25 protein-coding genes are annotated in these 20,412 nt (G+C 54.3%); 7 read left to right on the top strand and 18 right to left on the bottom strand.

Features of this window, described 5'->3' with window-relative positions:
* Positions 1–4: 4 nt before the first annotated feature.
* The 5 genes from ACQ3G7_RS08255 to rpsF form a co-directional block, all read right to left on the bottom strand.
* Positions 5–934, bottom strand: coding sequence for a DMT family transporter (locus ACQ3G7_RS08255; protein WP_430889487.1), 930 nt, complete (start codon positions 932–934; stop codon positions 5–7).
* Positions 935–1,088: 154 nt separating this feature from the next.
* Positions 1,089–1,538: a 50S ribosomal protein L9 gene (gene rplI / locus ACQ3G7_RS08250; RefSeq protein WP_017459146.1), complete on the bottom strand. Its 450-nt coding sequence runs from the start codon at positions 1,536–1,538 to the stop codon at positions 1,089–1,091.
* Between the two features lie 41 nt (positions 1,539–1,579).
* Entirely contained in the window at positions 1,580–1,807 is a 228-nt protein-coding gene (rpsR, locus tag ACQ3G7_RS08245) for a 30S ribosomal protein S18 (protein WP_000135199.1), read from the bottom strand.
* Positions 1,808–1,811: 4 nt separating this feature from the next.
* Complete coding sequence (priB, locus tag ACQ3G7_RS08240) at positions 1,812–2,126, bottom strand: primosomal replication protein N (RefSeq protein WP_061498391.1); 315 nt, start codon at positions 2,124–2,126, stop codon at positions 1,812–1,814.
* 6 nt (positions 2,127–2,132) lie between these two features.
* Positions 2,133–2,528 (bottom strand): 30S ribosomal protein S6, encoded by a 396-nt coding sequence (gene rpsF, locus ACQ3G7_RS08235; RefSeq protein WP_043955435.1) that lies wholly within the window; start codon positions 2,526–2,528, stop codon positions 2,133–2,135.
* Between the two features lie 343 nt (positions 2,529–2,871).
* Between rpsF and yjfY the strand changes: the two genes are divergently transcribed.
* The gene (gene yjfY / locus ACQ3G7_RS08230; protein ID WP_430889486.1) at positions 2,872–3,144 is read left to right on the top strand and encodes a DUF1471 family protein YjfY; all 273 of its coding nucleotides are present in this window, start codon (positions 2,872–2,874) and stop codon (positions 3,142–3,144) included.
* A 152-nt stretch (positions 3,145–3,296) separates the two neighbouring features.
* Positions 3,297–4,490 (top strand): MFS transporter, encoded by a 1,194-nt coding sequence (locus ACQ3G7_RS08225; protein ID WP_430889485.1) that lies wholly within the window; start codon positions 3,297–3,299, stop codon positions 4,488–4,490.
* Between the two features lie 43 nt (positions 4,491–4,533).
* On the opposite strand, the gene ACQ3G7_RS08220 is transcribed toward ACQ3G7_RS08225, so the two are convergent.
* Genes ACQ3G7_RS08220 through ulaA form a run of 6 tightly spaced genes read right to left on the bottom strand, consistent with a single transcriptional unit; the run spans position 4,534 to position 8,945 of the window.
* Positions 4,534–5,220 (bottom strand): L-ribulose-5-phosphate 4-epimerase, encoded by a 687-nt coding sequence (locus ACQ3G7_RS08220; protein ID WP_430889484.1) that lies wholly within the window; start codon positions 5,218–5,220, stop codon positions 4,534–4,536.
* Positions 5,207–6,073: an L-ribulose-5-phosphate 3-epimerase gene (locus ACQ3G7_RS08215; RefSeq protein ID WP_430889483.1), complete on the bottom strand. Its 867-nt coding sequence runs from the start codon at positions 6,071–6,073 to the stop codon at positions 5,207–5,209. Before ACQ3G7_RS08215 ends, ACQ3G7_RS08220 begins: the two co-directional genes overlap by 14 nt.
* A gap of 10 nt (positions 6,074–6,083) precedes the next feature.
* Entirely contained in the window at positions 6,084–6,737 is a 654-nt protein-coding gene (locus ACQ3G7_RS08210; RefSeq protein WP_263098311.1) for a 3-keto-L-gulonate-6-phosphate decarboxylase UlaD, read from the bottom strand.
* A gap of 12 nt (positions 6,738–6,749) precedes the next feature.
* Positions 6,750–7,217 (bottom strand): PTS ascorbate transporter subunit IIA, encoded by a 468-nt coding sequence (gene ulaC, locus ACQ3G7_RS08205; protein WP_430889482.1) that lies wholly within the window; start codon positions 7,215–7,217, stop codon positions 6,750–6,752.
* A 9-nt stretch (positions 7,218–7,226) separates the two neighbouring features.
* Complete coding sequence (gene ulaB / locus ACQ3G7_RS08200) at positions 7,227–7,532, bottom strand: PTS ascorbate transporter subunit IIB (protein ID WP_263098313.1); 306 nt, start codon at positions 7,530–7,532, stop codon at positions 7,227–7,229.
* Positions 7,533–7,547: 15 nt separating this feature from the next.
* Positions 7,548–8,945: a PTS ascorbate transporter subunit IIC gene (gene ulaA, locus ACQ3G7_RS08195; protein ID WP_263098314.1), complete on the bottom strand. Its 1,398-nt coding sequence runs from the start codon at positions 8,943–8,945 to the stop codon at positions 7,548–7,550.
* Between the two features lie 358 nt (positions 8,946–9,303).
* Here ulaA and ulaG point away from each other — a divergent pair, with 358 nt between their 5' ends.
* Together ulaG and ulaR are read left to right on the top strand one after the other, a co-directional pair.
* Complete coding sequence (ulaG, locus tag ACQ3G7_RS08190) at positions 9,304–10,368, top strand: L-ascorbate 6-phosphate lactonase (RefSeq protein ID WP_430889481.1); 1,065 nt, start codon at positions 9,304–9,306, stop codon at positions 10,366–10,368.
* A 111-nt stretch (positions 10,369–10,479) separates the two neighbouring features.
* Entirely contained in the window at positions 10,480–11,235 is a 756-nt protein-coding gene (gene ulaR, locus ACQ3G7_RS08185) for an HTH-type transcriptional regulator UlaR (RefSeq protein WP_263098316.1), read from the top strand.
* Here ulaR and yjfP read toward each other — a convergent pair.
* Entirely contained in the window at positions 11,232–11,981 is a 750-nt protein-coding gene (gene yjfP, locus ACQ3G7_RS08180) for an esterase (RefSeq protein ID WP_430889480.1), read from the bottom strand. The two genes, ulaR and yjfP, sit on opposite strands and share 4 nt — an antisense overlap.
* Positions 11,982–12,169: 188 nt before the next feature.
* On the opposite strand from yjfP, the gene bsmA reads away from it, so the two are divergent.
* From bsmA to ACQ3G7_RS08165, 3 genes are all read left to right on the top strand, one after another.
* Positions 12,170–12,499, top strand: a complete 330-nt coding sequence (gene bsmA, locus ACQ3G7_RS08175) for a biofilm peroxide resistance protein BsmA (RefSeq protein WP_430889479.1) — start codon at positions 12,170–12,172, stop codon at positions 12,497–12,499.
* 124 nt (positions 12,500–12,623) lie between these two features.
* Positions 12,624–12,911, top strand: coding sequence for a DUF1471 family protease activator YjfN (gene yjfN, locus ACQ3G7_RS08170; RefSeq protein ID WP_061498404.1), 288 nt, complete (start codon positions 12,624–12,626; stop codon positions 12,909–12,911).
* Positions 12,912–13,080: 169 nt separating this feature from the next.
* A complete protein-coding gene (locus ACQ3G7_RS08165; protein ID WP_430889478.1) occupies positions 13,081–15,015 on the top strand; it encodes a methyl-accepting chemotaxis protein in 1,935 nt (644 codons plus the stop codon).
* Here the strand turns inward: ACQ3G7_RS08165 and ACQ3G7_RS08160 are convergent.
* The 6 genes from ACQ3G7_RS08160 to ACQ3G7_RS08135 form a co-directional block, all read right to left on the bottom strand.
* Entirely contained in the window at positions 15,012–16,631 is a 1,620-nt protein-coding gene (locus tag ACQ3G7_RS08160) for an isovaleryl-CoA dehydrogenase (RefSeq protein WP_430889477.1), read from the bottom strand. The two genes, ACQ3G7_RS08165 and ACQ3G7_RS08160, sit on opposite strands and share 4 nt — an antisense overlap.
* Before the next feature lie 187 nt (positions 16,632–16,818).
* Positions 16,819–17,982 (bottom strand): glutathionylspermidine synthase family protein, encoded by a 1,164-nt coding sequence (locus ACQ3G7_RS08155; protein ID WP_430889476.1) that lies wholly within the window; start codon positions 17,980–17,982, stop codon positions 16,819–16,821.
* 2 nt (positions 17,983–17,984) lie between these two features.
* A complete protein-coding gene (locus ACQ3G7_RS08150) occupies positions 17,985–18,620 on the bottom strand; it encodes a DUF1190 domain-containing protein (protein WP_430889475.1) in 636 nt (211 codons plus the stop codon).
* A 9-nt stretch (positions 18,621–18,629) separates the two neighbouring features.
* Positions 18,630–19,028: a DUF350 domain-containing protein gene (locus ACQ3G7_RS08145; RefSeq protein WP_263100980.1), complete on the bottom strand. Its 399-nt coding sequence runs from the start codon at positions 19,026–19,028 to the stop codon at positions 18,630–18,632.
* A gap of 14 nt (positions 19,029–19,042) precedes the next feature.
* Positions 19,043–19,702 carry a DUF2491 family protein gene (locus ACQ3G7_RS08140; RefSeq protein WP_430889474.1) on the bottom strand — a complete coding sequence of 220 codons (660 nt, stop codon included), beginning with the start codon at positions 19,700–19,702 and terminating at the stop codon, positions 19,043–19,045.
* On the bottom strand, positions 19,702–20,400 hold the full coding sequence (locus ACQ3G7_RS08135; RefSeq protein WP_430889473.1) for a PspA/IM30 family protein: 699 nt from the start codon (positions 20,398–20,400) through the stop codon (positions 19,702–19,704). Before ACQ3G7_RS08135 ends, ACQ3G7_RS08140 begins: the two co-directional genes overlap by 1 nt.
* Positions 20,401–20,412: the final 12 nt, after the last annotated feature.

Here is a 20,412-nt window from a genome sequence, read left to right as displayed (position 1 = left end):
CGGTTTACCCGGCGCGTTTATTGACCCACCAGATCCCCGAACAGACCAGCACCAGCGCAATCGCGTATTTGAGTTCCAGAATATTCTCACCGAGAAAAATGGCGGATAACACGGTACCCGCAACCGGTATCACAAAGTTGAACGGTGCAATCATGCTTACGCGGTTCACTTTCAGCAGCATGCTCCATAACGCAAATGCGATCGCCGACAGTAACGTCAGGTAGCCGAGGATCGCCACTGCCGCCACGCCAGTCACGTCGAGCCTGCCGCCCGACAAATATCCGCCCGCCAACAGCGCAACGCCACCGATAGCCAGTTGCCAGCCGGTCATTACCGTCGGGTCGACCGTCTGGGAAATACGTTTGCCGTAGAGTGTGGAAGCAGAAAGGATGAACGCCGCCAGGATAATGAATCCATCGCCATGCCAGACAAAGCTAAAGTCACGCAATCCGCTGTGGAAGTTAACCAGCATTACACCCACAAAACCCAAAATACAGCCCAGCGCTTTGTTAAAACTGAGTTTGTCGTTCTGATAGATAAAGTGAGCCAGCAGAACGCTAAAGAACGTGCCGGTCGCATTCATGATCGAACCGTTTACGCCGGTGGTGAAGGCAAGACCAATATAGAAAAAAGTGTACTGCAGGGTGGTCTGGGTCAGCCCCAGTATCGTCAGTTGCCCAAACTGGGCGGTGGTCATCCTGCCGATCGGTTTACGCTGCGCCAGCGCAAACAGCAGCAATAGCGCACCGGCAAATAAAAACCGATACCCGGCGAACACGACTTTTGACGGGATATCATCGGTGGCAATGTGAAAAAGTTCGTAGCCGCTTTTTATTGCCGGGTAGGAACTGCCCCAGAGTAGGCAACAGAGTGTAGCACAGGCATAAGCAACATTTCGGCGGGCAAAAACGGGCGTGGGTAAAGCTGTGTCCATGACAAATCTCAGAAATAAAATTGCGTTTCAATTTATTATCGAAGAATGCGCCTGAAATAGCTACCATACAAGGCGAAATAGCCTTTTTTGGTCATGCAGAAAAGCAAAACGCCGGCACAAGGCCGGCGTTTCAACATCGTTTTAGAGTAAAAAATTACTCAGCAACAACGTTTACAGTCAGTTTAGCGAATACTTCGCTGTGAACCTGGAAGTCCACTTCGTGCTCGCCAACAGTACGCAGAACGCCGTTCGGCAGACGAACTTCGCTCTTAGCCACTTTAACGCCAGCTGCAGTTACAGCGTCAGCGATATCGCGAGTACCGATGGAACCGAACAGTTTACCTTCGTCGCCAGATTTAGACGCGATGGTAACGCTGCCCAGTGCATTGATGCTTTCAGCACGAGCGTTAGCAGCCGCCAGAACGTCAGCCAGTTTGGCTTCCAGTTCAGCACGACGTGCTTCGAAATACTCAACGTTTTTCTTGGTAGCCGGAACAGCTTTACCCTGCGGTACCAGGAAGTTACGAGCGTAGCCCGCTTTAACGTTAACCTGATCACCCAGGCTACCCAGGTTTGCTACTTTATCAAGCAGAATAACTTGCATTACCTTATCCTCTCAAAGTCGTATTAATGGACCGTGACCGATTACTGATGACGATCAGTGTACGGCAGCAGGGACAGGTAGCGAGCGCGTTTGATAGCGCGAGCCAGCTGGCGCTGGTATTTTGCACGGGTACCGGTGATACGGCTCGGGACAATCTTACCGCTTTCGGTGATGTAGTTTTTCAGCGTAGCGATATCTTTATAGTCGATCTCTTGAACGCCTTCCGCGGTGAAACGGCAGAACTTGCGACGACGGAAATAACGTGCCATTTGGCTAGTCTCCAGAATCTATCAATTCAATCTGCTCGGCATGCAGAACCATTTTGCTCAAGCCGTTCTTTGCCTTGTGGCAACTGATGAACCCCTGAACGGTTACTGCGCTACCGACCGTTATACTGTGAGTAATGGCCTGGTTCTCTTGCCCGCTGATTATTACAGGCATTTGGCACCACGCCTGCCGGTGAAAACCGGCTTCCTCCTGCACAGAACGGTGCTCAAGCACGAACTGGCAATGAGGAATTCCTGATGGGCTGACCTTACGAAGCGGCGTCCTGCACACGGTGCCGGACAACTCCAGACGGTTAACCATCAAGGATTACTCTTCAGAATCCCCAGCATCTGCATCATCTGCGGTTTCGTTTGCGAAATCATCGCGACGTTCACGACGCTCGTCTTTCGCTTTAACCATCGGAGATGCTTCGGTAACAGCGTGTTTAGTACGCATTACCATGCTACGGATAACGGCATCGTTGAAGCGGAAGTTTGTTTCCAGCTCATCGATAACTTCCTGCGGTGCTTCAACGTTCATCAGAACGTAGTGTGCTTTGTGCAGTTTGTTGATCGGGTAAGCCAGCTGACGGCGGCCCCAGTCTTCCAGACGGTGGATCGTGCCTTGCGCACCAGTGATAGCACCAGTGTAACGCTCGATCATGCCCGGAACCTGTTCGCTCTGGTCAGGATGGACCATAAAAACGATTTCGTAATGACGCATCGAATTGCTCCTTACGGATTATTCAGCCTCCTGTCTGGGTCAGCCGAATCCCGGGGAGGCAAGGAACGTGTTAAAGGTCGGCTGAAAAATTGACGCGTCATAATACTTACCTCCCTCGCCAAACTCAAGTTCATTGAGCAAATAATTCGCACTAAGCGCAAAGAGAACTGGCCAGCACGGCTTAAAATTAAAACAAGCCTGATACGGCAATTTTTTGAACGACAGCATCAGAAATGGTCGCGATACGTTTTCAGGCGAACGAGTAGACTTTAATCAGGCCTCAAAACACAGGAGGAGAGATGTTCAAAAACGAATAACTCACGTCGTACTGGAGCGTAATATCATGAAATACATCGCAATCTTACTTACAACTTTGCTGCTAAGCCTGAACGCAGCAGCAGCAATCAAACTCAATAACCAGCAAGCCCGGAACATGGACGATGTGCATAGCTTAGGCGTTATCTATATTAATCATAACTTCGCCACCGAAAGTGAAGCAGACCAGGCTCTCAATGACGAAACGGACGCGCAAAACGCCCAATATTACCGGCCGATGCTGACCCGCGAACCGGGTAGCAACGGCAACCTGCATGCCAGCGCGTATATCTACCGCTAAGCACACAGATATCTATTTTCTCTTCTGGATATTGCGGCCCCTGCCCTGGGGCCGCTGTTGATAACAATTATTTCCCCTTCTGTCTTATCAAATCAGCTGCCGGCAGGTTTAATAACCGTCTGACTGCATTGTGAAAGCATGGTGGGGAAAACATGTTCAGGCGTTTTGCAACATTAAGCCAGATACCGAAAGGTGTCTGGGTACTGGGCTGCGTCAGTATGCTGATGGATATCTCGTCAGAAATGATCCACAGCTTACTGCCGCTGTTTATGGCGACCACACTCGGCGCAAGCGTGGTGATTATCGGCCTTATTGAAGGGCTGGCGGAAGCCACCGCGCTGATGGTGAAAGTCTTTTCCGGCGTGCTCAGCGACTATATTGGTAAACGCAAAGGGCTGGCGCTGCTGGGCTACGGCATGGGCGCACTGAGCAAGCCACTGTTCGCGCTGGCGTCTTCATCCGGCATGGCGTTTGGCGCGCGAATGATAGACCGCCTTGGCAAAGGCATACGCGGCGCGCCACGTGATGCGCTGGTCGCAGACGTAACGCCGGCGGAGATCCGCGGCGCCGCCTTTGGTTTACGCCAGTCGCTGGATACCGTTGGCGCTTTTCTTGGCCCACTGCTGGCCGTCGCCTTTATGCTGCTGTGGAATGACGACTTCCAGACCGTATTCTGGATTGCGGTGATCCCCGGCGTGCTGGCCGTCGCATTGCTGTTTTTTGGCCTGCACGAACCGAAAGCGCCAATAGCCCACAAACGCACCAATCCTATCCGCCGCGATAATCTTAAACGCCTGAGCAAAGCCTATTGGTGGGTGGTGGTACTTGGTTTTATCTTTACTCTCGCCCGCTTTAGCGAAGCGTTTCTGGTGCTGCGCGCCCAGCAGATGGCGATCCCGCTGGCGACCATTCCGCTGGTGATGGTTGCCATGAACCTCGTCTACTCGCTGACGGCCTATCCATTCGGCAAACTCTCAGATCGCATCAGCCACAGCCATTTATTGCAGTTTGGCTTGGTGGTGCTGATCCTCGCAGATGTTGCACTGGCGCTCAGCCAACACTGGAGCATGCTACTGCTCGGCGTCGCCTTGTGGGGTGTGCATATGGGGATGACACAGGGCCTGCTGGCAACCATGGTCGCGCAGACCGCACCGGCAGAACTGCGCGGTACAGCCTTTGGTGTGTTCAACCTGCTCAGCGGCATCGCCCTTCTACTGGCAAGCCTTGGTGCAGGCATTCTTTGGGAAACACACGGCGCAGCGTCAACATTCTGGGCCGGTGCGCTTATCTGCATCCTCGCCTTGATGAGTATGCGAATCGCTCCACGTACCCCACGAGCGCAATAATATCGGCGGGGATCCCCCCCGCCACGCCTGGCAGAAGGCTCTATTACCGCTGCCCGTAGTACGCATTGGGGCCATGCTTGCGCAGAAAATGCTTGTCCATCAGGTAATCGTCGATGCCATGGAGATGCGGATTGATACTGCGGGCAATCCACGCCATTTTTGCCACTTCTTCCATGACCACCGCGTTATGCACCGCGTCATGGGCATCCTTACCCCACGCAAATGGCCCATGCTGCCAGACGATAATGCCCGGCGTATGCAACGGTTCGCCTGCGCCCAGCGTTTCGATAATCACCTTACCGGTGTTGAGTTCATACGCGTGCTGCACCTCTTCCGCTGTTAATGCCCGCGAACAGGGAATATCACCATGAAAGTAGTCGGCGTGCGTCGTACCCAGCGCGGGAATGGCCAGACCGGCCTGCGCCCATGCGGTGGCATGTGTAGAGTGGGTATGCACCACGCCGCCCAGCGATGGGTAACGCTGGTAAAGAGCGAGATGCGTCGCGGTATCTGACGAGGGAAGCAACCTGCCGTCAACGACATTCCCGTCCATGTCCACCACCACCATATCGTCCACGGTCATCGCGTCATATGCCACACCGCTGGGCTTGATCACCACCAGACCGCGTTCACGATCGACAGCGCTAACGTTCCCCCAGGTAAAGGTCACCAGCCCATAGCGCGGTAGCGCCATATTCGCCTCAAAGACCTGCTGTTTAAGCTGTAGCATGCACATCCTCCATAAGCCCGGCCTGCATCATGCGCTCGCACACCCAGTTTCGAGCTTTAACCACTTCAGCCAGTGGATCGTCAGCGGTTTCGCTCCACATCTCAATCAGGTAGGGGCCGCAATAACCGCTCTGTTTGAGCGTGCGGAAGCAGCGTTCAAAATCCACCACACCATGACCAAAAGGCACATTTTTGAACATGCCCGGTCGGGTATCTTTTACATGCACGGCAACGATGTGCCCGATACCGGCCTGCAACTCCATTTGCACATCGTTGTCCCAGGCGGATAAGTTGCCGATATCCGGGTAAAGCTGGAACCACGGGTTATTCAGGTAGTGGGCGTAACCCAGCGCCTTACTGATGGAGTTCATTAATGGATAGTCCATGATCTCCATCGCCAGCGTGACCTGCGCGCGGCTCGCCATTTCAACGCTCGCTTTCAACCCCTCGCGAAAAAGGCGGCGCGTCTCATCGTTGGCTTGTTGGTAGTACACATCGTAGCCAGCCAGTTGGATCACGCGGATACCCACATCCTGCGCAAATTGAATCGCTTTACGCATGATGGTTAACCCATGCTGACGAACCACCTCATCTTCGCTACCGAGCGGGAAACGACGGTGCGCGCTCAGGCACATGGACGATACCCGGACGCCCGTTTCAGCGACTGCGTTCACCAGCGCCAGTCGCTCGTCACGGCTCCAGTCAAGACGAGCAAGACGCGCGTCTGTTTCATCCACCGACATTTCAACAAAATCAAACCCGAGCTTTTTGGCAATCCGCAGTCGCTCGCGCCAGTCCCCCCCTGACGGGAGGGCTTTTTCATAGATGCCAAGCGGAACCTGTTTGAACAACATCGGCCGCTCCTTAGCCCCACAGTTGAGCAATTGAACGCTTAAACTGACGCGCGGCAGCAACCGGGTCGGCAGCATCACGGATACTGCGACCGGCAATAAAGACATGAATAGGGATACCCTTGAACAGCGGCAGATCGTCCAGCGCCAGCCCGCCCGTGACGGTCACTTTAAAGCCCATCTCCGCCAGCCGAGTAATGGCGCTAATATCTGCATCGCCCCACGCGACGCCTGCTGCCTGCGCATCGCGGCTACGGTGGTATACAACCTGTTGGATCCCCGCATCGCGCCACTCTTTTGCCTGCTCCCAGGTCCAGTAACCGGTCAGTTCAATCTGCACGTCGCCGTTAAACTCTTTCGCGACGTCCAGCGCCCCTTTGGCCGTGTTAATGTCGGCACAACAAATCACGGTGACCCAATCGGCATGGGCTTCAAAACACATCCGTGAAAGAATTTTCCCGGCATCGGCAATTTTGGCGTCCGCCAGCACGATTTTGTGCGGATAGAGCGCCTTAAGGTCGCGCACCGCCCGTACGCCTTCTCCGACGCACAGAATGGTGCCGACTTCGATAATGTCCACCTCTTCGGCAATTAAACGGGTGGTTTCATAAGCGTGAGACAGCGTCTGGTTATCCAGCGCGACCTGTAACATTGGTAACTGAGACATATCAACTCCCTCTTAAACAGCCGCCGCAGTGGCGTTATCGATTAAATCCAGAACATCCTGCTCGCTGCGGCAGGCGCGCAAACGGTCAAAATTGGCCTCATCTTCAAATAAATTAACGATTTGCATGATGCCGTCTTCCTGATGCGTCCGCGCATCCACCGCCGCCAGCGTGATCAGGATATCCACCGGGTCGTTCTCTTCATGGTTAAACGGCAGCGGCGTCTTCAGCACCACCAGCGCAAAACCATTCTTTTTCACCCCCTCTTCCGGTCGCCCATGCGGCATAGCAAGCCCTGGCGCAATCACAAAATAGGGGCCGAACCGTTCCACTCCATCCAGAATGGCCTGGTAATAACGGGGTTCCACCACGTCGGCGGCAACCAGCAGATCGACGCCGATTTTCACCGCGTCTTGCCAGCAACTGGCTTCAGCCTGCACGCGCACTGAATGGTTCTGCGCCAGCGAATCACGTAATTTCATGGCATCTCCCTATTTCACGTCAGCCGGGAAATGTGCAGCGATCACTTCCATCAGCTTCGGGCCGAAATCCGCTGGTGACAGCATGTTGCGCACGCCGACCACATATTTGTTGCCGGACACCTCGATTTCACTGGCAACATGGGTCGAGGCAATAATGATGTCCGCATTATTCAGCTCGCTTTTGTACTCCCCCACTGCGCAACTGCTCACGCTGTGCGCCACGTTTTGTTGACTCAGAAACTGGTCGACTTTCATCTTCATGATCATGGAACTGCCCTGCCCACAACCACATACAGCCAGGATACGTACGGTCATAATCGGAACTCCTTATTAAGCAGAGGCTTCTGCCCGCTGTTTGTCCGCGTCTTCTTCAGCACGCAATGCGCGCCCGGCGAAGACCATATAAACCAGAGAAATGAGAATAATGACGGCCATAAACACGATGCCGAGAGAAGCAAAGCCCTGCATCATCGGCGGCGCCAGAATGGACCAGTCAGCCATGCCCATCCACGCGCTCATAGCGGTCAGCTTGACCGCCCACACGCAGCCGAAGATTTCAATCATGCCCATCAGCAGACAGATCTTGAGCGCCGCGCGCCAGCCGCCGAAATGGTTGGCAAACACGCCAATGGTGGCGTTAGAGAAAAACATCGGAATAAAACCGGGGATAATCAGAATGGACGAGCCACAGGCGACGAGGATGCCGACAGCGATAAGCTGGCCAATGGTGCCCCACATAAAGCCCCACACGACGGCGTTCGGCGCGAAGCTATAAATAGCCGCGCAGTCGATCGCCAGCACGGCGCCGGGTATCAAGCGCTGGGAGATGCCATTGAACGCGTCGGACAGTTCAGCGACGAACATACGCACGCCCTGGGTAATGATGAAGATCGCCACGGCAAACTGGAAACCTGTTTGCAGGATATAGACCGTCCAGTGCGTTTTCCCGGCCATCGTCTGTACGGTATTGATACCAAAAGAGAGCAAAATCGCGCCAAAAAAGAGGGTCATGACGATGGCGGTAGACACGATGTTGTCATGGAAAATGTTGAGCCATCCGGGCAATTTCAGGTCTTCAACGCTCTCCTCTTTCTTCCCCAGCCACGGCGCGCATTTCCAGGCCAGCCATGACGCGAACTGCTGCTGATGCCCGATAGAAAAACCGCAGCCATCGGTCACCTCCTGCGTTGGCTTGTACATCATATTGGAGGTGATTCCCCAATAGAGTGACACCAGAACCGCCGTACAGATGATGGTGGTCCACATCGAATAGCCGGAGATAAAGAAGAACACCGCAATAAGCCCGGCCTGCTGGAACATAATGTGGCCGGTAAGCATGATGGTGCGGATACCGGTGATGCGGCGCAGCAAGACGTAAAGGATGTTCAGCGCCAGTGCCAGCAATACCGCGTACCCCACCCAGCTATAGGCCGCCCCCATACGCTCGATAGTCGCCATCATTGACGCGTAAGTGTCAGAAATCGCGCCATTAATGCCATACACTTCCGACATTTTGGCAACAACCGGTTTAAACGTGCTGGTCAGGATGCCGGACCCTGCCTGCAGCAGCATAAAACCGATAATGGTTTTGATGGTGCCTTTGATAATCACGCTCACGCTTTTGCGCAGCAGGATGTAACCCAGACAGGTAACGATACCCAACAGCAGCGGAGCATTGGTCATTACCTGATTAAAAAAAACGGTAAATACGCTGTAGAGGATCTCCATAGCACTCTCCAGAAGGTGAGAACACGAGAAACGATCTCGTGCAGTAAGTGCCACTCACTCTATTAATCACAAACAATCACCACAAGATTAAATATGATTATTTGTGACGCATTACGCAAATTATTTCCCTTGCGATGATATGGATTTTCATCACATCCTCACATAAATATTTAATTTTTTAAAATCAATAAGTTAAAAACAAAATCATTCGTGATACGCGGATTCACTCTCCACAAAGCGCACGTCTGGCTATCGATCCTCGTGCATTCTGGTTATTGCTTTGCTGATTAAACGGTGACAGTATAAATCATAATAAATCACAAAATGATTCATTATGACTCAAGAAGGGGACTAAACGATGAGTAAAGTAGAGACGATCACCCGCGAATCCTGGATCCTCAGCACCTTCCCCGAGTGGGGAAGTTGGCTCAATGAAGAGATCGAACAGGAAAAGGTCGCGCCAGGCACCTTTGCCATGTGGTGGCTTGGGTGTACCGGGATTTGGCTGAAATCGGAGGAAGGCGCCAATATCTGCGTCGACTTCTGGTGCGGGACCGGTAAACAATCTCACGGGAACCCGCTGATGAAAAAAGGCCATCAGATGCAGCGAATGGCCGGGGTGGAAAAGCTTCAGCCCAACCTGCGCACGACGCCGTTTGTGCTCGATCCGTTCGCCATTCGCCAGATTGACGCCGTCCTCTCTACGCACGATCACAACGATCATATCGACGTCAACGTCGCTGCGGCAGTACTGCAAAATTGCCCGGATACGGTGCCGTTTATCGGGCCGCAAACCTGTGTGGATTTATGGATCGGCTGGGGTGTGCCGGCAGCACGTTGCATTGTGATGAAACCCGGGGATGTGGTGAAAATCAAAGACGTTGAAATTCACGCGCTGGATGCCTTTGATCGCACCGCGTTGATCACCTTGCCTGCCGATCAGAAGGCCGCAGGAATATTGCCCGACGGCATGGATAAACGCGCGGTGAATTACCTGTTTAAAACCCCGGGCGGCACCCTGTACCACAGTGGCGATTCTCACTACTCCAACTATTACGCCAAACATGGCAACGAGCATCAGATTGATGTTGCGCTCGGTTCCTATGGTGAAAACCCACGCGGCATCACCGACAAAATGACCAGCGCCGATATGCTGCGTATGGCGGAAGCATTGAACGCCAAAGTGGTGATCCCCTTCCATCACGACATCTGGTCAAATTTCCAGGCCGATCCGCAGGAAATTCGTGTGTTGTGGGAGATGAAAAAGGATCGTCTGGGTTACGGCTTTAAGCCGTTTATCTGGCAGGTCGGCGGCAAGTTCACCTGGCCGCTGGATAAAGATAAATTTGAGTATCACTATCCGCGTGGGTTCGATGATTGCTTTACCCATGAACCGGACCTGCCCTTTAAAGCATTTCTGTAATGGTTACCCGCAAGCGTCGGGCGTATGTTGCCTGGCGCTTGCTCTTTTCTTTAGTAATTTCAGGCTATTTCAAATATCATCTTTTCAAATCAATTTTTATCGGAATAGCTCATGACGGAAGCGCAACGACATCAAATATTGCTGGAGCAGCTGGCGCAAACCGGGTTTGTCACCGTTGAAGAAGTCATTGCCCGGCTAGGAATTTCTCCGGCAACGGCTCGTCGCGATATCAACAAACTGGATGAAAGCGGCAAACTCAAGAAAGTGCGTAATGGCGCAGAAGCCGTCAGCCAGCAGCGCCAGCGCTGGACGCCGATGAATATCCATCAAGCGCAGAATCACGACGAGAAAGTACGCATCGCCAGAGCCGCATCGCAACTGATTAGCCCCGGTGAAAGCGTGGTGATCAACTGCGGCTCCACGGCATTTCTGTTGGGGCGCGAGATGTGCGGTAAACCCGTACAAATCATCACTAACTATCTGCCTCTGGCGAATTACCTTATCGATCAGGAGCATGAAAGCGTGGTGATCATGGGCGGTCAGTACAATAAAACGCAGTCCATCACGCTAAGTCCACAGGATAGCGAAAACACGCTCTATGCCGGGCACTGGATGTTTACCAGTGGCAAAGGGCTGACCGCGGAGGGCTTATATAAGACCGACATGCTCACGGCCATGGCGGAACAGAACATGCTGAATGTCGTGGGTAAACTGGTGGTACTGGTCGACAGCAGCAAAGTGGGTGAGCGCGCCGGTATGCTGTTTAGTCGCGCCGAACAGATAGATATGGTGATCACCGGTAAAAATGCCGATCCCGCGATCCTCCAGAAACTGGAGGACCAGGGCGTTAAAATTCTGCGCGTTTAGAGGTGGCGAAGGAAAAAACGGACGGTTGCGTCCAGCGCCTGGGGGGTAATGCGATGCGTTACCCCACTCTCCCACAAATACGTCAGATGACTGTCGAGTCCGTTATCTTGTAAAGCTTGCTGTAAACGGAAAGATTCAGCTGCCGGAACCACGTCATCCTGCTCGCCGTGCCACAGCAGCAGCGGACGATCCGCAACGCGTGCAAGCTGGGTGCAGACATCCCACCGGGCAAGCGGTGCGATAATCGCGTCAAACTCATGCTGCCCCGCGGAACCTGTCGCCGCCAGCGGGGGAAACAGCGTGTGTGCGAGCGTTGTAAAGTAGCCGGACCCCATCAGGCTTGCGACGCAGCGTACCTCCGGATGATGCGTCATAATACCCAGCGCCGTCATGCCGCCCATGGAGGCTCCGCCTACCGCTAACCGCTGGCCCGCAATCAGTTCCCGCTGTTCCAGCGCATCCCGCAGTGCCGCAAACTCTTCAATATTGCCGCGGAGGATTTGCCAGAACTGGCCAAGCCGATGTTGTGCGTCGCCGCTAAACCGTGCACCGTGAGCCGGCGCATCCGGCATGATGACGCGAAAACCGGCCTGCGCCAGCGCCACCGCGAAATAGCTGTAGACCAGCTTTGATGAGGTGAAACCGTGGTAAAAAACCACACAGGGAAGCGGCTGTGCATGTTTCCCCGCCGGAAAAGCATGGAGCGCTTCCACGCCCGCAAATTGTTCAGTCTGAAGCTCAATCATCGCACTCTCCTTGATCTATAGTGCAGGTATGCCACCCGCGAACACGCGGTGCAAGTCAGAATTCATCTATGGATTTAGCGACGTTGAGATATAGGTTACGCTTTCAGGATACTTTCATTCGAAATTAGTGCTCGAGCTAACAGTTCGGGAACATTCCCCTAAAAGGGGTATTTATCAGGAACTACACTATGGCTATCAGGAGAAGGGAGAAAACGATGCGTGCCTTGCTGCCGGTACTGCTTGTTCTGTTGTTAAGCGCCTGTTCAGTACTGGAAGGCAACCCGCAACCCGCACCGCCGGTCAGCGACCATCCGCAGGAAATTCGTCGCAACCAGACGCAGGGACTGCGGGAAATCGGCGCGGTGAGCGCCGCCGTATTGGGATCTCCTATGGATGTGGAACGTGAAATCAAGGCCAAAGCCGCCGCCGCAGACGCGAATTATTACGTTATTCAGATGCTGGATGACACCATAATTCCCGGCCGCTGGTACGGACGCGCCCTGTTGTACCGACAGTAGCGAGGCATTGATTTTCAGGATATTTACACTGCTTTGCGTCCATTGATGTTCTCCTGTGCACAATAGGATGAGATGGAATCCGTTGTGCGATGGAATGCCCTGCAATGTCTCGGGGTAACGTAAAATGGAGCTGACAATGAAACGATCTCTTGCCTTAAACTCACTGTTGCTTTCTACAGGAATGCTTAATACAACAGCGCAGCCCGCAGAGTTCGCCAGCGCAGACTGCGTGACGGGGCTGAATGAAATCGGCCTGATCTCCGTCAACAATGTCTCAGGGAGCCTACAAGACGTGGAGCGTGTTATCGCCTTAAAAGCGGATGAGCAGGGAGCTTCCTGGTATCGCATCGTCCGAATGCAGGAAGATCAACAGGTTGACAACTGGCGGGTGCAGGCCATTCTGTACGCCTGACCCCTCTAAAAAGCCACCTAAATCTGGTGGCTTTTTTTATTCCCCTACATTCACTAAGATTATGTTATTGTAAAGAAATATCAATGTTACATTTTGTTACATTGATGTGCTAAATGTTATCCACTTTGTGCCGTTGAAGGAGCCTCACCCACAGATCAACGGACAAATTATGAGCGCCTTCTTTCGTCGCACCGGCCTTGGTGCAAAATTGTCACTGCTGACTGGCGCAAGCGTTGCAACGCTTTTCCTTTTATTCACTTTTCTGATGAGCAATAAAGCCAGCCAACAACTGGAAACGCTGGCCATGGAAGACCTGCATAACCAGTCCACCGGTGTGGTGGATATGGTGGAAATGTTCAACAGCAGTCTCAGTGAAGAGGTGGAAAGCTACACACGCTTGTTTAGCAGTTTTCTGCCGCAGCCGCTGAGTATCGATACACAACAGCGCCGCGAAATCAACGGCATTGATGTACCGCTGCTCAAGGCCGGCAACACCGAACTGCACAACAATAACGCGATTCCTGATGACTTCCTGAACCGTACGGGCGCCATTGCCACGCTGTTTGTACGCAGCGGCAATGACTTTGTCCGTGTCGCAACCTCACTGCGCAAAGAGAATGGCGATCGCGCGATTGGCACCAAACTGGATCCCGCCAGCCCGGCATTCGCTTCGCTGATGAAAGGCGAGCTTTATCGCGGCCTGGCGCTGCTATTCGGTAAACGCTATATCACCCAGTATCAACCGGTCAAAGATGCCAGCGGCAACACCATTGCGATCCTGTTTGTCGGTGTGGATATAACCCGCTCCTGGGATGTGATGCGTAATAAGATCCTCGGCCGTAAGCTGGGTGCCAGCGGTCATTTCTTTGTGATCGACCGTAACGAAGGCAAGAACTACGGTAATTATCTGTTCCACGACACTGACGAAGGCAAGCGCCCGCAGTGGGACGACAAGGATTTGCAAACCCTGCTGAAAAACAGCAACGGTACACTGGAACGCCTGGATACCACAGGCCGTACGTTGATGATGTCCTACACGGCCTTGCCCGGCTGGAACTGGACGGTGGTCGGCGAAGTCGACAAAGAGGTCTTGCTGAACGATGTGACCCGCATGCGCGATCAATTCCTGCTGGCGGGCGTTGTGGTTTCTCTGCTTTTTGCCGCGCTCTTTGTGGTGATTATTCGCCGCTGGCTGACCCGCCCGTTGCGCAGTGTGATCGATCTGGCTCAGCGTTATGCCGACGGCGATCTGCGCGCCACGCTGAATGTCGATCGTCATGATGAAGTGGGTCAGTTGATCGCGGCGATCAACGGCATCGGCGACGGTCTGCATAAAATCGTGTTGCAGGTACGTGAGTCCGCAGCAGAGATCAATCTCGGCACCACTGCGTTGGCCGCTGACAGCGGTGAGATTAGCGAGCAGATCAACAAGCAGGCCAGCAGCGTGGAAGAGACCTCTGCCAGCCTCGAGCAACTGACTGCGACGGTGCAACAGAATGCAGCCAATATGGAGCAAACGCAGCATCTGGTGAATGAAACCACCGACGCAGTGAAAAAAGGCGGTGAAACCGTGGATCACTCGGTCGCGACCATGGAAGACATTCGCGGCGCGTCACAGCGTATCGCAGACATTACCCACGTGATTGAATCCATCGCCTTCCAGACCAACATTCTGGCGCTGAACGCCGCCGTAGAAGCCGCCCGCGCAGGGGAGCACGGCAAAGGGTTCGCTGTGGTGGCGCAGGAAGTGCGAGCGCTGGCCGCGCGCAGCGCCAATGCGGTAAAAGAGATCGAAGCGCTGATTGGCGACACGCTGAAAAAGGTGGGCGAAGGGCATGCGCAGTCGGAGGCAACCCGTGTGGCAATGCAGTCGATCATCAGCCATATGGGCGATATCAACCAGCTGGTGCATGAAATTAACCAGGCCTCACATGAACAATCCGCCGGGATCAACCAGGTGAACCTGGCAATGACGCATATCGGCGATGCCACGCACATCAACGCCGGACGGGTTTCCCAGAGCGAGGAAACCGCCCGGACGTTGCGGGAAAAAGGGGCGCATCTGACGGAACTGGTGAGCCTGTTCCGCCTGAAAATGGACTAACAGGCCCCACCCGTGGCGCGTAGCAGCAGGTCGTTCTGTACCTGCCCGTCAACCGGCGACACGCCGCGGGTATCCAGCATCAGCCGACACCACGCCTGCGCCATCGGCGGCGATGCATATTGCAGCATCTGCGCCCCGGCACCGAGTAACCACAGCTGTTGCGCTACTTCGCGCCCCTGAGCCTCATCCGGTTTACGCAACCGTTGTTGCAGTTGCCGCCACGCACGATCAAAGTGACGATCCTGGCCTTTCACCGCGCCAAATTCATCCACCAGCAGCGCCACGGCGCCCGGTTGCTTACTCAACACGCGCAGCACGTCCAGACACATGACGTTTCCGGAGCCTTCCCAGATGCTGTTGACCGGCATTTCGCGGTAAAGGCGAGGCAGTTCATTCTCTTCGCAGTAACCGATGCCGCCCAGCACCTCCATCGCTTCCGCCACAAAAGGAATGCCCGCTTTGCAGACAGCGAATTTCGCCACCGGCGTAAACAACCGTGCCCACAATGCTTCCCGCTCATCAGTGCGGTTGTCCCAGGCGCGGGCCAGGCGAAACAGCATCGCGGTTTGCCCTTCCAGTTGCAGCGCCATACGGCTGAGGACTTCCCGCATCATCGGTTGATCGACAAGGTTTTTGCCAAATGCCTGCCGCTGATGGGCATGGTACAACGCCACGGAAAATGCACGACGCATCAGACCATGGCTGCCGAGCGCACAGTCAAGGCGCGTCAGCCCGCCCATCTTGAGGATCTGCCGAACCCCTTCGCCCTCTTCCCCCAGCAGCCAACCGCTGGCATCGCAAAACTCGGCCTCGCTGCTGGCGTTGGAACGGTTACCGAGCTTGTCTTTCAGACGTTCCAGCCGAACGTTATTGCGCTGGCCATCGGGTAAAAAACGGGGAACAAAGAAGCAGGAAAGCCCGCCTTTTGCCTGCGCCAGTACAAGGTGAGCATCGCTTTGCGGAACCGAGAAAAACCATTTATGCCCGGTCAGGCGGTACAAATCACCGCTCTTTTCCGCCCGGGTGGTGTTGCTCAGCACATCGGATCCCCCCTGCTTCTCAGTCATCCCCATGCCGATCAGCAATCCGCGTTTCTGGTCGCCAGGCAGCAGATGAGGATCGTAACGATCGCTGAGCAGCGGTTTTAGCCAGCCGTGAAAAGATTTTGGTAGCGACTGCGCCAGCAAGGGGATCGCGGCGAACGTCATGGTGATGGGGCAAAGGGTGCCGGATTCCACCTGCGCATGCAGCACAAAACGCGCGGCGCGGGCGACAAACGATCCGCTGCGCGCATCCTCTTCCCATGCCAGATTGTGTACACGATTGGCGCACATGCCCTGCATCAGCAAATGCCAGGCGGGGTGAAAGCGCACATCGTCGAGTCGCGCGCCGGTGGCGTCGTAGCGGAGTAATTCCGGAGGATTGGCGTTAGCCAGTCGTCCAAGTTCGAGCGACTCCGCCGTGCCCAACTGCTGGCCGATGCTGGCAAGCAGTTCAGCATCCCATGCCGCACCTTCGCGCAGCACAGCATCATACAGTGCGCGGTCAGAAAGGAATAAGTTGCTGTTATGTAAGGGAGTCGGTTGATTAAAAACCGTATGCGTTTGCCATTGCATGCTGTGTCCCTCCGTCAGTGGCAGTCGGTGTAAGTATGGACAGCCCGCGCGGACACTGCATGGGAGTGGAGTCACAAGGCAACGATTTTGCACCCGACATTCGTGAAACGACTCACATAATGCAGGAATAGTGTCAGCGCAATGCGCCCGGCGGCGCGGATGCCACCGGGCCTGCGGCTAAGCGGCGTTACCCGGCGATATAATGCGGAATAAAACGGGAGGTATCTTTGGTGATCAACGAGCAGTCTTCGCGGATGCCCATGCCAACGGCTTCATCATCCACCACCCAACTGCCAATCAACGTATAGCTGTCGCCAAAACGCGGTAATGGCTGAAAAGCCTGGAAAATCATCGGCTCGTGGCCATAATCGCCATCTTCGTGATCAATGACGTTATGCGCACCGTCGAGAATAGTGACATTCCCCCCTTCGCGGGAAAACAGCGGCTTACGCACATAGCTTGCACCCGGCGCCAGCAGCGGCTTTTCGCCATCAAACCACGCGGGCAACAGGTTGGGATGATTAGGGAAATAACGCCACAGCAGCGGCAGCAGCCCCTTATTACTGAGAATGCTCTTCCATAACGGCTCCAGCCACTGCTCACGACGTTTACACAACAAGGGGCCGTTCTCGTCGCGCATCATCCATTCCAGCGGATAGAGCTTGAAAGCCTGACGAATGACATTGTCATCCAGATCCGTCAACACGCCGCCAAGACCCAGCCCGAGATCGTCGATGTAGATAAAGCGTGTATCCAGACCCGCCTGACGCGCGCAATCCTCCAGATAAAGCACCGTGCCACGATCTTCTTCCGTATCTTTACAGCAACAAAAATAGAGTGGATGACGCCCCTGTATCTCGGCAAAACGGGCGATCAGCTTATCCTGAATCGCATTGTACTGATCGGCATCGCGAGGGATAACGCCGCTGCGCCGGGAATCCTCCATCCAGAGCCACTGGAAGTAAGCGGATTCGTACAGCGATGTTGGCGTGTCGGCGTTATATTCCAGCAGCTTGACTGGCTCCTTGCCGCACCAGACAAAATCCATACGCCCGTAGAGCGAAGGATCGCGGCTGCGCCAGCTATCGGCAATGGCATCCCAATACAGCGGCGGGATCGCCAGTTGTGTCAGCACGGCTTCGTCGGCTACGGCGCGATCCACCACCTCGAGGCACATTTGATGCAGCTCTGCCGTGGGTTTTTCGATCTGCTCCTCAATTTGCCGCAGCGTAAAACGGTACGCCCGGCTCTCGTCCCAGTAGATTTCGTTATCAATGATATGGAAGTCGAAACCATGATCGCGGGCGATCCGTTCAAGCCCGGGGCGAACGGCAACATCATGACGTAGCATACTTATCCTCCCCAGCTTCCACGTGCGCTGGAGGAGCGCCCGAAACCACCGCGGGAAAAGGTGGTCGCCTTTTTGGTGGTATACCCATAATGGCTGCTCGCGCTGGTGTTGCTGGTGCTGCCGCCAGAGCGCCAGCTATAGTCGCCATCGCGGTTACGCCACACCGGGCGGGAAGAGTATGTTGAGCCGCCGCTGCTGTAGCTATACTGCTCATCGCGGTCTTTTCTGATGGCTTTACTGAGTAAAAAACCGCTGAGCACTGGCATCCAGCGCTGGCCAATATTGTCGTAGTAGCAATGATCATATTGCTGCACGCATGAGGGCTGCGACATATTATTCGGGATTTCTTGCTCAAAGTTCATGCGCGCATTATTCCACGCATCATTACACACCTGCGCGGTATTACCGTCGTCGACGCAATCCTGCTGGGAAGTGTAATAAACGCCGTCGCCATCATTATCATCTTTGTGGTCGCTACAGCCTTTTAACGCAAAGAACGCGGCTCCCCCCATAATGGCCAGCGTCAGGTATTGCCCACTCTTACGCTCTTTCGGCGGTGAAAAAAGCGGGCGCTGGTTGCGGCTTTGCGCTGGCGACAGTGTATAATTTTTTTGCCGGGTCTTTCTCTTTCTGGCCATGATTATCCATTACCATGTCATGCAGGCGGCGTTAAAAATCCCGCCCGCCAGCGCCGCCGCGCCCATAAATAACCCGGCAGCAATATTACTGTGAATAATTTTGTCACTCAGCTTCGGCATATACAGACGTACGCCGCCGTAGACCATGAGTTGCACCACCAGTGCAATAAGGCCCCAGATTAAATAATCCGGAATACTGACAGAGTTAATGGCTGCGCTGGAGAGAGGAATAATATACCCCAACAGTGAACCACTGAATGCTAACGACGCGGCAATATTGTTCTCTTTAATTAACCGCCATTCGTCATGGGGCGTAATACGCGTATAAACAAAAAGAAAACAGAGCACCATCGCGACGCCAATAAAGAAATACGAGCCAAACGCCAGCAGTGAACCCAGAATATGAATTTCCGTTCCCATAATTATCCTATGACCTTTAATGATGTCAGGGGAATATCAACACCCAGCGCGCGCGAATAGATCCACTCGGGCTGATTTTGTTCATTAAACGTCTCTTCGCCGTTCAACAATAGATACTCAAACACGCCGTCTGTGACTTCTCGCTGGTAGGCCATCATAAAGTTGTGCACTTCCCAGCGTGCTCCAGCCGGGTTGTCGACGGTTTCCAGCGTATAAATCGGTTCGATATCGCCGCGCTCTTCCGCGTTAAACACGCGCTGCCACTGACAGTCGCGCCAGCGCAACGATGGCTTGCCCATGACTTTCGCGCTCAGCATCTCGCGCCAGTTTTTCTCACCGGAAACGCCTGCGCTCTCTTCATACACGAACAGCTTAATATCATCGATATTGCTGGTTTCCAGACCACCAGAAGTGCTGATTTGCAGGAACTCATCGCCGGTAGTGTAATAGCGGTGAATCATACAACCCGCGCCCAGGTCAAAGCTGCCGCAAGCGCCAATCGTGTACTCTTCGCCGGGAAGCGTGACCAACAACGCCTCTTCGCACAAGCGAAACAGCAGCGTATCGATGGTGAAACCGGCGTGCAGATGCAATCCGAGCGGACCTCTTACCGGGGCCGCCGCATCAGGCCGCCCCAGCAGGTTTTTAAGAAAAGAGAGCATCACTGTTTTTGTTGCTGTTGCAGTCGGGCCAGCACATCCTGCGCGGAGGTTTTATCGCTGCCGCCAATGCCTGCCTGCGCGAGTTTTTCATCCAGATCGCGCCCGTCAGCCACTTTTTCAAGCTGGGTGGCCGCATCCAGTCGCGCCTGACGTTCAGCCTGACGCGTCTGCAGACGTTTCAGCGATTCTGCCGCCGTCGCCACATTGTTCGATGCGCCAATGGTAGACGTCGTCACCGCCTGCTGCGCACGCTGCATCGCTTCGGTCGCTTTAATCACTTCCAACTGCTGCTCAAACTGCTCAATACGTTGCGCCGTCGCCGTTACCGCTTTTTCAACCGCATCGCGTGACGTTTCAAGGTTGCTCAGCACCTGCTCTTCCGCAGTCATGGCGTTTTCCAGACGGGCGATTTCCGTTGCCACCTCGTTGAGCAGCGCCGCATCGACATTTTTCGCCATCGCTTCCAGCGCACGCGCTTCAAGACTGGCTTTACGCTCGCGCAGATCCTCCAGCTTGTCGTTGCTCAGCTTCACGCGCGCCAACAGGTCAACGCGGGATTTTCCTGCCTTATCCAGTTCCGTGCGCGCATCGCGAATATGCTGTTCCAGCATGCGTACGCCCTGCGTCTCTTCAATCGACTCTTCTGCCTGAGCAATAAACGATTTACCCAGCGTAAACAGGCTTTTTAAAATTCCCATACCATCACTCCC

The sequence above is a fragment of the Kosakonia sp. N21 genome, assembly GCF_050587465.1.
In the GTDB taxonomy this organism is placed as follows: domain Bacteria; phylum Pseudomonadota; class Gammaproteobacteria; order Enterobacterales; family Enterobacteriaceae.
The sequence above is the reverse complement of the archived record's forward strand: the minus strand, read 5'-3'. Positions and strand labels throughout refer to the sequence as shown.

Excerpts from the sequence above, each read along its gene's own strand:
- ACQ3G7_RS08255 (WP_430889487.1), bottom strand. The coding sequence starts at position 934 with ATGGACACAGCTTTACCCACGCCCGTTTTTGCCCGCCGAAATGTTGCT.
- rplI (WP_017459146.1), bottom strand. The coding sequence starts at position 1,538 with ATGCAAGTTATTCTGCTTGATAAAGTAGCAAACCTGGGTAGCCTGGGT.
- rpsR (WP_000135199.1), bottom strand. The coding sequence starts at position 1,807 with ATGGCACGTTATTTCCGTCGTCGCAAGTTCTGCCGTTTCACCGCGGAA.
- priB (WP_061498391.1), bottom strand. The coding sequence starts at position 2,126 with ATGGTTAACCGTCTGGAGTTGTCCGGCACCGTGTGCAGGACGCCGCTT.
- rpsF (WP_043955435.1), bottom strand. The coding sequence starts at position 2,528 with ATGCGTCATTACGAAATCGTTTTTATGGTCCATCCTGACCAGAGCGAA.
- yjfY (WP_430889486.1), top strand. The coding sequence starts at position 2,872 with ATGAAATACATCGCAATCTTACTTACAACTTTGCTGCTAAGCCTGAAC.
- ACQ3G7_RS08225 (WP_430889485.1), top strand. The coding sequence starts at position 3,297 with ATGTTCAGGCGTTTTGCAACATTAAGCCAGATACCGAAAGGTGTCTGG.
- ACQ3G7_RS08220 (WP_430889484.1), bottom strand. The coding sequence starts at position 5,220 with ATGCTACAGCTTAAACAGCAGGTCTTTGAGGCGAATATGGCGCTACCG.
- ACQ3G7_RS08215 (WP_430889483.1), bottom strand. The coding sequence starts at position 6,073 with ATGTTGTTCAAACAGGTTCCGCTTGGCATCTATGAAAAAGCCCTCCCG.
- ACQ3G7_RS08210 (WP_263098311.1), bottom strand. The coding sequence starts at position 6,737 with ATGTCTCAGTTACCAATGTTACAGGTCGCGCTGGATAACCAGACGCTG.
- ulaC (WP_430889482.1), bottom strand. The coding sequence starts at position 7,217 with ATGAAATTACGTGATTCGCTGGCGCAGAACCATTCAGTGCGCGTGCAG.
- ulaB (WP_263098313.1), bottom strand. The coding sequence starts at position 7,532 with ATGACCGTACGTATCCTGGCTGTATGTGGTTGTGGGCAGGGCAGTTCC.
- ulaA (WP_263098314.1), bottom strand. The coding sequence starts at position 8,945 with ATGGAGATCCTCTACAGCGTATTTACCGTTTTTTTTAATCAGGTAATG.
- ulaG (WP_430889481.1), top strand. The coding sequence starts at position 9,304 with ATGAGTAAAGTAGAGACGATCACCCGCGAATCCTGGATCCTCAGCACC.
- ulaR (WP_263098316.1), top strand. The coding sequence starts at position 10,480 with ATGACGGAAGCGCAACGACATCAAATATTGCTGGAGCAGCTGGCGCAA.
- yjfP (WP_430889480.1), bottom strand. The coding sequence starts at position 11,981 with ATGATTGAGCTTCAGACTGAACAATTTGCGGGCGTGGAAGCGCTCCAT.
- bsmA (WP_430889479.1), top strand. The coding sequence starts at position 12,170 with ATGGCTATCAGGAGAAGGGAGAAAACGATGCGTGCCTTGCTGCCGGTA.
- yjfN (WP_061498404.1), top strand. The coding sequence starts at position 12,624 with ATGGAGCTGACAATGAAACGATCTCTTGCCTTAAACTCACTGTTGCTT.
- ACQ3G7_RS08165 (WP_430889478.1), top strand. The coding sequence starts at position 13,081 with ATGAGCGCCTTCTTTCGTCGCACCGGCCTTGGTGCAAAATTGTCACTG.
- ACQ3G7_RS08160 (WP_430889477.1), bottom strand. The coding sequence starts at position 16,631 with ATGCAATGGCAAACGCATACGGTTTTTAATCAACCGACTCCCTTACAT.
- ACQ3G7_RS08155 (WP_430889476.1), bottom strand. The coding sequence starts at position 17,982 with ATGCTACGTCATGATGTTGCCGTTCGCCCCGGGCTTGAACGGATCGCC.
- ACQ3G7_RS08150 (WP_430889475.1), bottom strand. The coding sequence starts at position 18,620 with ATGGCCAGAAAGAGAAAGACCCGGCAAAAAAATTATACACTGTCGCCA.
- ACQ3G7_RS08140 (WP_430889474.1), bottom strand. The coding sequence starts at position 19,702 with ATGCTCTCTTTTCTTAAAAACCTGCTGGGGCGGCCTGATGCGGCGGCC.
- ACQ3G7_RS08135 (WP_430889473.1), bottom strand. The coding sequence starts at position 20,400 with ATGGGAATTTTAAAAAGCCTGTTTACGCTGGGTAAATCGTTTATTGCT.